Below are 12,529 nucleotides of genomic sequence, written 5' to 3' on the forward strand. Positions count from 1 at the left end.
GGTCGCCGCCGTCGTCATGTCAGGATCCTCTTCCCCCGCCTCTTGGGCGGGTGCGCCGTCCGCCTTCGGGTGACGCGGTTGCCGGCGCTGGGTGAGGCGGTGGTGCCGGCGGGCAGGTTCGGGTCGCCGGTGCCGTCCTTGGGTGCCTGGCTGGCCTGCTGGTCCTTGGCCGGGTCCTTGGAGATGGCCGGGGCGTCGATCGAGCCGTCGGTCTGGATCTTCGGCAGGCTCTTCTGCGGGGTCGGCAGGAGGGCCTTCTTGTTGTCGATGGCGCCGTCGGCGGAGACTCCGTAGAGGGCGTTGTAGATCTTGCGCACGGCTTCACCGGACGCTCCCGAGCCCGTACCGGCCTGGGAGATCGTCATGATGATCGTGTAGTCCTTGGAGTACGTGGCGAGCCAGGACGTCGTCTGCTTGCCGTAGACCTCGGCGGTACCGGTCTTGGCGTGCAGCGGGATCTTGTCCTGCGGCCAGCCGCCGAACTTCCAGGCGGCGGTACCGCGGGTCACGACGCCCGCGAAGGCCTCGTTCATGCCCTTGAGCGTCGCCTTGCTGACCGGCAGCTTGCCGTTCACCTTCGGCTTGATGTCCTGGACGGTCTTGCCGTCGGCGCTGACGATGGCCTTGCCGATGGTCGGGGCGTACAGGGTGCCGCCGTTGGAGACCGCGGAGTACATGGCGGCTTCCTGGATCGGGGTGAGGAGGGTGTCACCCTGTCCGATGGAGTAGTTGATCGAGTCGCCCTCGCGCATCTTGTTGCCTTCGAGGCAGTTCTCGTACTCGATCCGCTGGACGTAGGTGCCGCCCTTCTTGCCGCTCTTGCACCAGGCGACCTTGTTGGCCTTCCAGTAGTTCAGCTTCCACTGGCGGTCCGGGATGCGGCCGGTGACCTCGTTGGGGAGGTCGATGCCGGTCGCCTTGCCGAGTCCGAACTGGTGGGCGGTCTTGTAGAAGTAGTCCTTGGGGGTCTTCTTCGGGTTGATGCCGCCGTCCTTCTTCCACTCGTTGTCGGCGAGTCCGTAGAAGACGGTGTCGCAGGAGACCTCCAGGGCCCGGCCGAGCGAGATGGGGCCGAAGCTCTCCCCCTCGAAGTTCTTGAAGACCTGGCTGCCGACGGAGTAGGAGCTGGTGCAGGGGTAGTGGCCGTCGAAGGCGTAACCGGCCTGGACCGCGGCGGCGGTGGAGACCACCTTGAACGTCGAGCCGGGCGCCGACTGACCCTGTATGGCGCGGTTCAGCAGCGGGTAGTTGGACTTCTTGCCGGTGAGCGCGGTGTAGTCCTTGCCGGAGATGCCGCCGACCCAGGCGTTCGGGTCGTACGTCGGCTGGGACGCCATGGCGACGACGCGGCCGGTCTTGGCCTCCATCACCACGACCGCGCCGGAGTCGGCCTTGTAGTTCTCGCCGGTGATCTTGTCGAACTGGGTCCGGGCGACCTTCATCGCGTCGTTCAGTTCGTACTCGGCGACGCGCTGGACGCGGGCGTCGATGCTGGTGACGAGGTTGGCGCCGGGCTCGGCCTTGTCGCTCTTGGCCTTGCCGATGACGCGGCCCAGGTTGTCGACCTCGTAGCGGGTCACGCCGGCCTTGCCGCGCAGCGCCTTGTCGTACTCGCGCTCCAGGCCGGAGCGGCCGACCTGGTCGGAGCGGAGGTAGGGCGAGTCGGTGTCCTTGGCCTTGGTGATCTCGTCGTCGGTGACGGGCGAGAGGTAGCCGAGCACCTGCGCGGCGTTGGACTTGCCGGGTGCCGCGTAACGGCGTACGGCCTCCGGCTCGGCGGTGATGCCGGGGAAGTCCTCGGAGCGTTCGCGGATCTGGAGGGCCTGGCGCGCGGTGGCCTTGTCGGTGATGGGGATCGGCTGGTAAGGCGAGCCGTTCCAGCACGGCTGCGGCGTCTTGGCGTCGCAGAGGCGGACCTTCTGGATGACGTCCTCGGCCTTGAGGCCCAGCACGCCGGCGAGCTTGGTGAGGACGGCCTTCCCGTCGTCCGGCATCTTCAGCAGGTCGGTGCGCGAGGCGGAGACCACGAGCCGGGTCTCGTTGTCGGCGATCGGAACGCCCCGCGCGTCGAGGATCGAGCCCCGTACGGCGGGCTCGACGACCTGCTGGACGTGGTTGCCGGACGCTTCCTTGGCGTACTGGTCGCCGTTGCGGATCTGGAGGAACCAGAGGCGTCCGCCGAGGGTGCCGAGGAGGGAGAGTACGAGAATCTGGATGACGACGAGCCGGATCTGGACCCGTGGGGTCCGGCCGGTCTCGGGAATGTTGGTCATGGGCGCGGCCCATCCCCTGGAAGGGTGGTGGTGGGCGACGGGTGGGCGTTGGTCACAGCTGCTGCCTCCCCCTCTCAGTGTGTGTACGAGTCATACGAGTACACGGCGAACCTGTGCGCGGTGACACCGCGGTCGGTCAAGTGCCATGACCCGTGCGGCGCTTGACCTGTCCGCCGGCCGGCGCTCCTCGCTGTCGTCACAGCCGCTTGACCCCCTTGATGCGTCCGGCGCGGGCGACCCGTGCCTTGGCCGCCTTCACGCGCAGTCCGCCGCGCTGGCTGCCGATGCGCAGACCGGTGCCGCCGGAGGACAGCCAGCCCGACGCGACGTCGGCCCCCTTGGACGCCGAACCGCCGTCGGCGAGCGGATCGTTCTCGGCACGCCGGGCCAGTGCCATCAGCACCGGGACGACGAAGGGCGCGAGCAGCAGGTCGTAGACGGCGGCCGTGAGGAGCAGGCTGTCGAGCCCGACATGGCGGGCGGCGGTGTCGCCGACGAGGGCGCCGACACTCGCGTACAGCAGGGTGGAGCCGATCGCGGCGGCGACGACCACGGCCATCGGTCCGGTGGCCGACTTGAGGCGGCCGTTCTCCGGCTTGGCCAGGCCGGCGAGGTAGCCGATGACGCAGAGCACGAGGGCGTAGCGCCCGGCGGCGTGGTCGGCGGGCGGGGCGAGGTCGGAGAGCAGACCGGCGCCGAAGCCGATGAGCGCGCCGCCGACATGGCCGTAGACCAGGGCGAGGGCGAGCACGGTCAGCAGCACCAGGTCCGGGACGGCGCCCGGGAGATGGAGTCGGGCAAGAACGCTCACCTGGATCACCAGGGCGACGACCACCAGGGTGACGGAGAGCAGCATCCGGTTGAAACGCATGGGATTCGGCTCCTCCTGCTACTGCTGCTGGCCGAGGGCGGGGGCGCTCGCCGAGGGGGTGACCGTCACGGTCACGGTCGGCGTGGGCGTCGGTCTGGGTTTCGGGGGCAGCACGGTGTCGCGCGGGTCGCTCTTGGGTGCCGCGACGACGACACCGACGATGTCGAGCCTGGTGAACGAGACGAACGGCGTCACGTAGACCGTGCGGGTCAGGTCGCCGCCGGACGGGTCGACCCGGGAGACGACACCGACGGGAACGCCGGGCACGAACGGCTTGTCGGCCTGCGAGCCGAAGGTGACCAGCCGGTCGCCCTTCTTGATCTTCGCCTTGGCGTTGAGGAGTTCGACGCGCAGCGGGCGGTCGCCCTGGCCGGAGGCGAAGCCGAGTTCGTCGGTCGACTCCATGCGCGTGCCCACGGTGAAGTCGGGGTCGTTGGCGAGCAGTACGGTCGCGGTGTCCGGGCCGACGGTGGTGACGCGGCCGACCAGTCCGTCGCCGTTCAGGACGGTCATGTCGCGCTGGATGCCGTCCTCGGCGCCGACGTCGATGGTGACGGTCCAGGAGAAGCCCTGGGCCGCCCCTATGGCGATCACCTCGGCACCCTTGATGCCGTACTGGCCCTCGCCCGCCACCTTGATCATCTTGTCGAGCTGCTTGAGGCGGCTGCGGTTGCGGTCGTTGCTGCCGAGCCTCGCCTTCAACGCCGCGTTGTCGTGCTCCAGTTGGGCGAGCCGATCATGCCGTCCGCCCGAGTCGCGGACCGCGGAGATCGCGTTGCCGACGGGGTCGACCGCGGACGACACCCCGTTCTCGATCGGGCCGAAGACCGTCGCGGCGGCCTGGCGGGCACCGTCGACCGGTGAGTCCTGCCCGCCGCGGATGTCCACCGTGATCAGTGCGAACGCGATGGCGATCAGCAGCACCAGGAGCAGCCGGCTCTCTCGTGTGTCCCTCACGTGCGGCGGCCGTGCCTTCCTCGTCGTGTTGGGTCAACAGGGGCGCACCCTGGGCGAAAAGGATGCCCACGGTGCGATGAGGCTGGGGTGTGACGGGGGGTGTTATGGGGGAGGTTATGACTCTATGTCGCAGGAGTTTATGCCTCCATACCAACGATCCGCCGCACGAGAAGGGCTGATCTCGTACGGCGGAATCGAAGTGTTACTTCATCTGCGCGGCTGGGCGTCCAGAACCTGCTGGAGCGCCTCGAACTCCTCGACACACTTGCCGGAGCCGAGCGCCACGCTGTCCAGCGGGTCCTCCGCGATGTGGATCGGCATGCCGGTCTCGCGGCGCAGTCGCTCGTCCAGGCCGCGCAGCAGGGCTCCGCCGCCGGTCAGAACGATTCCGCGGTCCATCACGTCACCGGAGAGCTCGGGCGGGCACTTGTCGAGCGTCGTCTTCACGGCGTCGACGATCGCGTTGACCGGCTCCTCGATCGCCTTGCGGACCTCGGACGCCGAGATGACGACCGTCTTGGGCAGTCCGGACACCAGGTCCCGGCCGCGGATCTCGGTGTGCTCCTCGGTGTCGAGGTCGTACGCCGAACCGATCGTGATCTTGATCTGCTCGGCCGTCCGCTCACCGAGAAGGAGGCTGTACTCCTTCTTGATGTACTGGATGATCGCGTTGTCCAGTTCGTCACCCGCGACGCGGATGGACTGGGCGGTGACGATGCCGCCGAGCGAGATGACCGCGACCTCCGTGGTGCCGCCGCCGATGTCCACCACCATGTTGCCCGTGGCCTCGTGGACCGGCAGGCCGGCGCCGATGGCCGCGGCCATGGGCTCCTCGATGATGTGCACCTGGCGGGCGCCGGCCTGGGACGACGCCTCGATGACGGCGCGGCGCTCGACGCCGGTGATGCCGGAGGGCACACAGACCACGACACGGGGGCGGGCGAGGTAGCGGCGCTTGTGGATCTTCAGGATGAAGTAGCGGAGCATGCGCTCGGTGATCTCGAAGTCGGCGATGACGCCGTCCTTCAGCGGGCGCACGGCAACGATGTTGCCCGGCGTCCGCCCGATCATCTTCTTGGCTTCCGCGCCCACCGCGAGGATCCCGCCGGTGTTGGTGTTGATCGCGACGACGGACGGCTCGTTGAGTACGATCCCTCGACCCCTGACGTACACCAGCGTGTTGGCGGTCCCGAGGTCGACAGCCATGTCACGGCCGATGAACGACATTGAGTTCCCCATCAGGATTCGTCTGGCCTTCCCAAGTGGAGCTTTGACGGCTTTTTAGGACGGCGAGGTTGGTGCAGCGACGTGAACGCTTCCATCGTAGACGCGCATACACGAACACTGCGCGAGGGTCTTCGCCATTGTCAGCAGATGGCGGACCGACTCGCTTGTGGAGACGGGCCATCGGGGTCACGCGTTCCCTCGATCAGAGCGCATATGCCACGGGACGGCCGGATTTTTCACGGCCGTCCCAGGTCAGACTGTCAGAGCGGCGCTGACGCCGTCTCAGAAAATTTCTTCAAAAAGTGCTGCCCGGTGTGCTCCGGAGATCGTCCGGGCGGCCTCACCGAGACCGCCCGCGGCCTCGGACGCGACCGTCCGTACGCGAGACGGTGACCGTGCGTACACGGGGGCGCGCACGCGGGGACAGTCGTCCGTACGCTCAGACGCGGCCGGGGAAGAAGATCTTCACCTCGCGGTCGGCCGACTCCTCGGAGTCCGAGGCGTGGATCAGGTTCTCGCGGACGATCACACCGTAGTCGCCGCGGATGGAACCGGGGGCGGCGGCGATCGGGTCGGTCGGGCCGGCCAGGGCGCGCACGCCCTCGATGACCCGCTCGCCCTCGACGATCAGCGCCACGACCGGGCCGGAGGCCATGAACTCCACCAGCGGCTCGTAGAAGGGCTTGCCCTTGTGCTCGCCGTAGTGCTGCTCCAGCGTGTCCTGGTCCAGGGTCCGCAGCTCCAGCGCGGTGATCTGCCAGCCGGCCTTGCGCTCGATACGGCTGATGATCTCGCCGGTCAGGCCGCGACGGACGGCGTCGGGCTTGAGAAGGACGAGGGTGCGCTGGCTCACGGGATGGCTCCTTCGGGTCACACTTGTGCGGATGAACGAGGCTACAGGGCGTGTCCGGGTGGCTGTCACACAGCGTCAGGTGGTAACGGCACACGGGGCACCGGCACACGCTCCTGTCCGCCGAAGCCGCGCGCCGGGGCGCCGCGCGGGGCCGGCGCAAGCCCCTGACACCGGGGTGCGCCCGGCTACGCCGGGTTGCCGCCCGGCTCGGCCTGTGCCGGGGGCTGCGGCTGAGACTGCGGCTGTGCGGCGAACCTGGCCTTGGCCTCGTCGATCTTCCGGCCGTAGTGGACCGAGGCCCACCACAGGGCGGCGAAGGCCAGGCCCAGGACGAACATCGACGGAACGACGAAGCCGCCGGCGATCAGCAGGATCTGTAGTGCCCAGCCGAGCTGGACACCGCCGGGCCGCGTGATCATGCCGCACAGCAGCACGCTCAGCGCCATGAGGATCCCGCAGACCGTCCAGACCGTGGCCGTGGACAGATCGGGTTCCTTCATGGCGACGAGCCCGGCGAAGCCGATGACGAAGAACTCGCCGATCAGTGTGGAAGCACAGAGCGTACGCATGAGAGTCAGCCCCTCCCCAGGAGCAGTCGGACCTCGCCGACCGTGATGACGGATCCGGTGACCAGCACGCCCCCGCCCGCGAACTCGCCCTCTTCCTCTGCGAGTGTGATCGCGGCCTCCAGGGCGTCGTCGAGCCGCGGTTCGACCTGGACCCGGTCCTCGCCGAAGACCTCGACGGCGATCCCGGCCAGTTCGTCCGTGTCCATCGCGCGATGGCTGGAGTTCTGCGTGACGACGACCTCGGCGAAGATCGGCTCGAAGGCCTCGAGCAGTCCCCGCACGTTCTTGTCGCCGCTCGCGCCGACGACCCCGATCAGCCGGCTGAAGTCGAACACCTCGCTCACCGCCTCGGCGGTCGCGCGGGCGCCCGCCGGGTTGTGGGCGGCGTCGAGCACGACGGTGGGCGAGCGCCGCACGATCTCCAGGCGGCCCGGCGAGGTGACCGAGGCGAACGCCTTGCGCACGGTGTCGATGTCGAGCCGCTGGGCGTGTGCCGAGCCGACACCGAAGAACGCCTCGACCGCGGCGAGCGCCACGGCCGCGTTGTGCGCCTGGTAGGCGCCGTGCAGCGGGAGGAAGACCTCTTCGTACTCCCCGCCGAGGCCGCGCAGGGTGAGCAGCTGCCCGCCGACGGCGATCTGGCGCCCCACGACACCGAACTCAAGTCCCTCGCGGGCCACCGTCGCGTCGACCTCGACGGCCTTCTTCAGCAGCACCTGGGCCGCGTCGACCGGCTGCTGGGCCAGGATGACGGTGGCGCCCTGCTTGACGATGCCCGCCTTCTCGACGGCGATCTCGCCGGGCGTCTCACCGAGCCGGTCGGTGTGGTCGAGGTCGATGGGGGTCACGACGGCGACGTCCCCGTCGATCACGTTGGTGGCGTCCCAGCTGCCGCCCATCCCGACCTCGACGACGGCCACGTCCACGGGCGCGTCGGCGAAGGCGGCGTACGCCATGCCGGTGAGCACCTCGAAGAACGACAGCCGGTACTCCTGCTGCCCGTCGATCATCTCGACGTAGGGCTTGATGTCGTTGTATGTCTCGACGAACCGCTCGGCGGAGACCGGCACCCCGTCCAGGCTGATCCGCTCGGTGATCGACTGGACGTGGGGGCTGGTGTAGCGCCCGGTGCGCAGGTCGAAGGCGCCGAGCAGCGCCTCGACCATGCGGGCGGTGGAGGTCTTGCCGTTGGTGCCCGTGATGTGGATCGAGGGGTACGCGCGCTGCGGCTCCCCCAGGACGTCCATCAGCGCCGCGATCCGGCTGACGGACGGCTCCAGCTTGGTCTCGCCCCAGCGGGTGGCGAGCTCGGCCTCCACCTCGCGCAGCGCCTTGTCGACCTCGGGGTCAAAGGGCCGCCCGGGTACGTCGGCCTGCGGGCCGTCGGCGCCCCGGGTTCGCAGGGTGCGGCTGCCGGCCTCGATCACCGCGAGGTCGGGGTCGCGGTCGGTCTCGTTGGCCACGATCTCGTCGAAGAGGCCGTGCGGGTCAGGGTGTTCCGACTCGTCGGACGCGCTGCTGTCGTGCGGGGGGAGGTCACTCACGGGGCCAGTCTACGGAGACGGCGGGGTGTGCGGGCGTGTGGGGGCGTGTGGGGGTTTTCGCCCCCTCCGCCCCTACCCGTCCCGTAACGGGGGTGCTGGCCCCGGCCCCCCGCTCCTCAATCGCCGGAGGGGCTGTTTTTCTCTCGTCCGGCGCTGGAGAGTCTTAGCCCGTCCGGCGATGGAGGACGAGACCGTCGGGCCGAAGCGCGGGTCTGGGGGCGCGGTCCCCGGGAACGGGACGGGAAGGGGCGGAGGGGGCGAGGAAAAGTACGGCCGGGTACGGCGGAAGGCCCCCCGGGACCGAACGGTCCGGAGGGCCTTCGCCTGGGCAGGGTCGAGCGGCTACGCCTCGGGCAGGCGCTCCAGTTGCTCCTGGATACGGGCGATGTCCTCGTCCGCCTTGGCGAGCCGCCCGCGGATCTTGTCCACGACGTTGTCCGGGGCCTTGGCGAGGAACGCCTCGTTGCCGAGCTTGCCGTTCGCCGCGGCCTTCTCCTTCTCGGCGGCGGCGAGGTCCTTGGCCAGCCGCTTGCGCTCCGCGGCGATGTCGATCGTGCCCGACAGGTCGAGCGCGACCGTGGCTCCCGCGACCGGCAGCGTCGCCGTGGCCGAGAAGCTCTCGCCCTCCGGCTGGAGTCGCAGCAGCTGACGGATGGCCGCCTCGTGCGGGGCCAGCGCGGTCCCGTCGAGGGTCAGCCGGGCCGGGACCCGCTGGCCGGGCTGGAGGCCCTGGTCGGCACGGAAGCGGCGGACCTCCGTGATGACCTGCTGGAGCTTCTCGATCTCCTGCTCGGCGGCGGTGTCACGGAAGCCGCCCGCCGCGGCGGCGCCGGGGACGGACACGGACGTCGGCCAGTCCGCGATGACGACCGACTCGCCGCCCGTGAGGGTGGTCCAGAGGGTCTCCGTGACGAACGGGACGATCGGGTGCAGCAGCCGCAGCGTCACGTCCAGGACCTCGCCGAGGACCCGGCCGGAGACCTTCGCGGGCTCGCCGCCGGCCATGAACGTCGTCTTGGACAGCTCGACGTACCAGTCGAAGACCTCGTCCCACGCGAAGTGGAACAGCGCGTCCGACAGCTTGGCGAACTGGAAGTCGTCGTAGAGCGCGTCGACTTCGGCGACCGTGGCGTTCAGCCGGGACAGGATCCAGCGGTCGGTGGCCGACAGCTCGTCGGCGGGCGGGAGTTCGCCCTCGACCGTCGCGCCGTTCATCAGCGCGAAACGGGTGGCGTTCCAGATCTTGTTGGCGAAGTTGCGCGAGCCCTGGACCCAGTCCTCGCCGATCGGCACGTCGACACCGGGGTTGGCGCCGCGCGCGAGCGTGAACCGCAGTGCGTCACTGCCGTACTTGTCCATCCAGTCCAGCGGATTGACCGCGTTCCCGAAGGACTTGGACATCTTCTTGCCGAACTGGTCGCGGACCATGCCGTGCAGGGCGATGGTGTGGAACGGCGGGGTGCCGTCCATCGCGTACAGGCCGAACATCATCATCCGGGCGACCCAGAAGAAGAGGATGTCGTAGCCGGTGACCAGGACGGAGTTCGGGTAGAACTTCGCGAGGCTCTCGGTCTGTTCGGGCCAGCCGAGCGTGGAGAACGGCCACAGGCCGGAGGAGAACCAGGTGTCGAGGACGTCGGTGTCCTGGTGCCAGCCCTCGCCCGTCGGCGCCTCGTCGTCGGGACCGACGCAGACGATCTCACCGTTCGGGCCGTACCAGACCGGGATGCGGTGGCCCCACCACAACTGCCGCGAGATGCACCAGTCGTGGAGGTTGTCGACCCAGTCGAAGTACCGCTTCTCCATCTCCTGCGGGTGGATCTTGACGCGGCCGTCGCGGACGGCGTCGCCCGCGGCCTTCGCCAGCGGACCGACCTTGACCCACCACTGCATGGAAAGCCGCGGCTCGATGGTGGTCTTGCAGCGCGAACAGTGGCCCACGGAGTGGCTGTACGGCCGCTTCTCGGCGACGATCCGGCCTTCGGCGCGCAGCGCGCCGACGATGGCGGAACGGGCCTCCAGACGGTCCAGGCCCTGGAAGGGACCCGGGACCGTGATGACCGCGTGCTCGTCCATCACGGCGATGTTGGGCAGGTTGTGGCGCTGCCCGATCTCGAAGTCGTTCGGGTCATGGGCGGGCGTCACCTTGACGGCGCCGGTGCCGAACTCGGGGTCGACGTGCTCGTCGGCGACGACCGGGATGGAACGCTCGGTCAGCGGCAGGCGGATGAGCTTGCCGACGAGGTGCTTGTACCGCTCGTCGCCCGGGTGAACGGCGACGGCGGTGTCACCGAGCATGGTCTCGGCACGGGTGGTGGCGACGACGATGGAGTCGTCCCCCTCCCCGTACTTCATGGAGACCAACTCACCGTCGTCGTCCTGGTACTCGACCTCGATGTCCGAGATGGCGGTGAGACAGCGCGGGCACCAGTTGATGATGCGCTCGGCGCGGTAGATCAGCTCGTCGTCGTAGAGCTTCTTGAAGATGGTCTGGACGGACTGGGAGAGACCCTCGTCCATGGTGAAGCGCTCGCGCGACCACGCGACGCCGTCACCGAGGCGGCGCATCTGCCCGGAGATCTGCCCGCCGGACTCGGCCTTCCACTGCCAGACGCGCTCGACGAACGCCTCCCGGCCGAGGTCGTGCCGCGACTTGCCCTCCTTGCCGAGTTCCCGCTCGACGACGTTCTGCGTGGCGATGCCGGCGTGGTCCATGCCGGGCTGCCACAGCGTCTCGAAACCCTGCATGCGCTTACGGCGGGTGAGGGCGTCGATGAGGGTGTGCTCGAAGGCGTGTCCGAGGTGCAGGCTGCCGGTGACGTTCGGCGGCGGGATGACGACCGTGAACGGAGGCTTGTCGCTCTTCGCGTCCGCCTCGAAGTAGCCGCGCTCCACCCAGCGCTCGTACAGCGGCCCCTCTACATCGGCCGGCGCGTACTGGGTCGGCAGTTCGGCGTTGGGCTCTGGTGGCTGCTGCTGAGCGTTTTCGGTCACGGGATCAGTTTAGAGGCGTCATGGCCCTGTCCCGAAACGCGATTACTTCGTAACGGTGCGGTCCCCGGGGGCTTTGGGGCCTGACCTGTGCGCCAGGATGTTCGGAACGCATAAGTATCTGGAGGGGAACCCAGGAATGAGCTACAACCAGCCGGGCCCGTACGGCGGGCAGCCCGAGCAGCCCGGACCTTACGGTCAGCCGGGCCAGCCGGGCCCCTACGGCCAGCCGCCGCAGGCCCCTCAGCCCGGCTACGGCTACCCGCCCCAGGCTCCCCCCGCGCAGCCCGGCTACGGCTACCCCCAGCAGCCTCCCCCCGCGCAGCCCGGGTACGGCTACCCCCAGGGCGCCCCGCCGCAGACCCCTCCGTACGGCCAGCAGCCCCCCTACGGCACGGTCCCGATGCCACCCGAACCGTCCGGCGGCAAGAAGCGGACGGGCCTGATAATCGGCGGCGTGGCCGTGGTGGCGGCCATCGCGGTGGGGGCGTACCTCGTACTCGGCGGCAGCGGCAGCAGCTCCGTCGCGGACGACGGGCCGCACAAGCTGACGACGCCGGCGTCGGTCCTCGACAGCGCGTACAAGAAGTCCACCGACAGCGGCGACGACAACGGCATGACCAAGTCGGACCTGAAGGACGCCGAGGGCTGGGGCGTGAAGAACCCCAAGGACGTCAACGCGACCTACCAGTCGGGCGACAAGAGCAACCCGCTCGCGATGAAGCAGCTCTCGTTCGGCGGCATCTGGGGCACCATCGACGACCCGGGTGCGGCCGTCGACAACATGTTCGCCGGCATGAAGAAGAGCCAGGAGAAGGAAGGCACCAAGGACGGCGAGTTCGTCGGCAGTCCGAAGGCGTACACCCCGAGCGGTCTCGACGGTGCCGTCCTCAAGTGCCAGGAAGTCAAGATCAAGAACACCTCGTCCGGCCCCAGCTCGTTCACGATGCCGGTCTGCATCTGGGGCGACCACAGCACGCTCGGCCTGGTGATGCCGATCGACTTCGCGAGCATGATGGCCGGCAAGGGCAGCACCCCTGAGGCCGCGGCCGACATCGCCGTGAAGCTGCGCAAGGACGTCCGGGTCCCGGTCTCCTGACCTGGGCCGACCGTCCTGCGGTGAACGCAACGGACAAGGGGCGGGCGGGGGGGGTTTTTTTGGGTGCCCCTCCTTTGTCGTTGTTTGGGTGCGCCGTCTTCTTTTTCTCCCGTTCCCGGTCCCGCCGTGTGTTGGGGGGCAGGGG

Annotated in this window: 9 protein-coding genes; 1 reads left to right on the top strand and 8 read right to left on the bottom strand. The window is 69.1% G+C overall.

Translation table 11 applies throughout. From position 1 onward, the window contains the following. Nucleotides 1-14 precede the first annotated feature (14 nt). The 8 genes from mrdA to ACZ6KY_RS30665 all read right to left on the bottom strand — a co-directional run bounded on the left by mrdA (nucleotide 15) and on the right by ACZ6KY_RS30665 (nucleotide 11,288). Nucleotides 15-2,273, bottom strand: a complete 2,259-nt coding sequence (gene mrdA / locus ACZ6KY_RS30630; protein WP_469313510.1) for a penicillin-binding protein 2 — start codon at nucleotides 2,271-2,273, stop codon at nucleotides 15-17. 196 nt (nucleotides 2,274-2,469) lie between these two features. Beyond that, the gene (mreD, locus tag ACZ6KY_RS30635; RefSeq protein WP_469313511.1) at nucleotides 2,470-3,144 is read right to left on the bottom strand and encodes a rod shape-determining protein MreD; all 675 of its coding nucleotides are present in this window, start codon (nucleotides 3,142-3,144) and stop codon (nucleotides 2,470-2,472) included. Nucleotides 3,145-3,162: 18 nt separating this feature from the next. Next, entirely contained in the window at nucleotides 3,163-4,101 is a 939-nt protein-coding gene (mreC, locus tag ACZ6KY_RS30640) for a rod shape-determining protein MreC (RefSeq protein WP_469313512.1), read from the bottom strand. Between the two features lie 207 nt (nucleotides 4,102-4,308). Then, on the bottom strand, nucleotides 4,309-5,328 hold the full coding sequence (locus tag ACZ6KY_RS30645) for a rod shape-determining protein (protein WP_355851969.1): 1,020 nt from the start codon (nucleotides 5,326-5,328) through the stop codon (nucleotides 4,309-4,311). 439 nt (nucleotides 5,329-5,767) lie between these two features. Further along, complete coding sequence (ndk, locus tag ACZ6KY_RS30650; RefSeq protein WP_469313513.1) at nucleotides 5,768-6,181, bottom strand: nucleoside-diphosphate kinase; 414 nt, start codon at nucleotides 6,179-6,181, stop codon at nucleotides 5,768-5,770. 185 nt (nucleotides 6,182-6,366) lie between these two features. Next, nucleotides 6,367-6,750, bottom strand: coding sequence for a DUF4233 domain-containing protein (locus ACZ6KY_RS30655; RefSeq protein WP_469313514.1), 384 nt, complete (start codon nucleotides 6,748-6,750; stop codon nucleotides 6,367-6,369). A 5-nt stretch (nucleotides 6,751-6,755) separates the two neighbouring features. After that, complete coding sequence (gene folC / locus ACZ6KY_RS30660; RefSeq protein WP_469313515.1) at nucleotides 6,756-8,294, bottom strand: bifunctional tetrahydrofolate synthase/dihydrofolate synthase; 1,539 nt, start codon at nucleotides 8,292-8,294, stop codon at nucleotides 6,756-6,758. 342 nt (nucleotides 8,295-8,636) lie between these two features. After that, nucleotides 8,637-11,288, bottom strand: coding sequence for a valine--tRNA ligase (locus tag ACZ6KY_RS30665; RefSeq protein ID WP_469313516.1), 2,652 nt, complete (start codon nucleotides 11,286-11,288; stop codon nucleotides 8,637-8,639). Nucleotides 11,289-11,424: 136 nt separating this feature from the next. On the opposite strand from ACZ6KY_RS30665, the gene ACZ6KY_RS30670 reads away from it, so the two are divergent. Next, a complete protein-coding gene (locus tag ACZ6KY_RS30670) occupies nucleotides 11,425-12,384 on the top strand; it encodes a hypothetical protein (RefSeq protein ID WP_469313517.1) in 960 nt (319 codons plus the stop codon). Nucleotides 12,385-12,529 lie beyond the last annotated feature (145 nt).

It is taken from the genome of Streptomyces sp. NPDC042002, from assembly GCF_055588305.1.

What these genes read in the sequence shown, in the direction of transcription:
- mrdA (WP_469313510.1), bottom strand. Translation starts at nt 2,273, where the DNA reads ATGACCAACATTCCCGAGACCGGCCGGACCCCACGGGTCCAGATCCGG.
- mreD (WP_469313511.1), bottom strand. Translation starts at nt 3,144, where the DNA reads ATGCGTTTCAACCGGATGCTGCTCTCCGTCACCCTGGTGGTCGTCGCC.
- ACZ6KY_RS30670 (WP_469313517.1), top strand. Translation starts at nt 11,425, where the DNA reads ATGAGCTACAACCAGCCGGGCCCGTACGGCGGGCAGCCCGAGCAGCCC.
- ACZ6KY_RS30645 (WP_355851969.1), bottom strand. Translation starts at nt 5,328, where the DNA reads ATGTCGTTCATCGGCCGTGACATGGCTGTCGACCTCGGGACCGCCAAC.
- ACZ6KY_RS30655 (WP_469313514.1), bottom strand. Translation starts at nt 6,750, where the DNA reads ATGCGTACGCTCTGTGCTTCCACACTGATCGGCGAGTTCTTCGTCATC.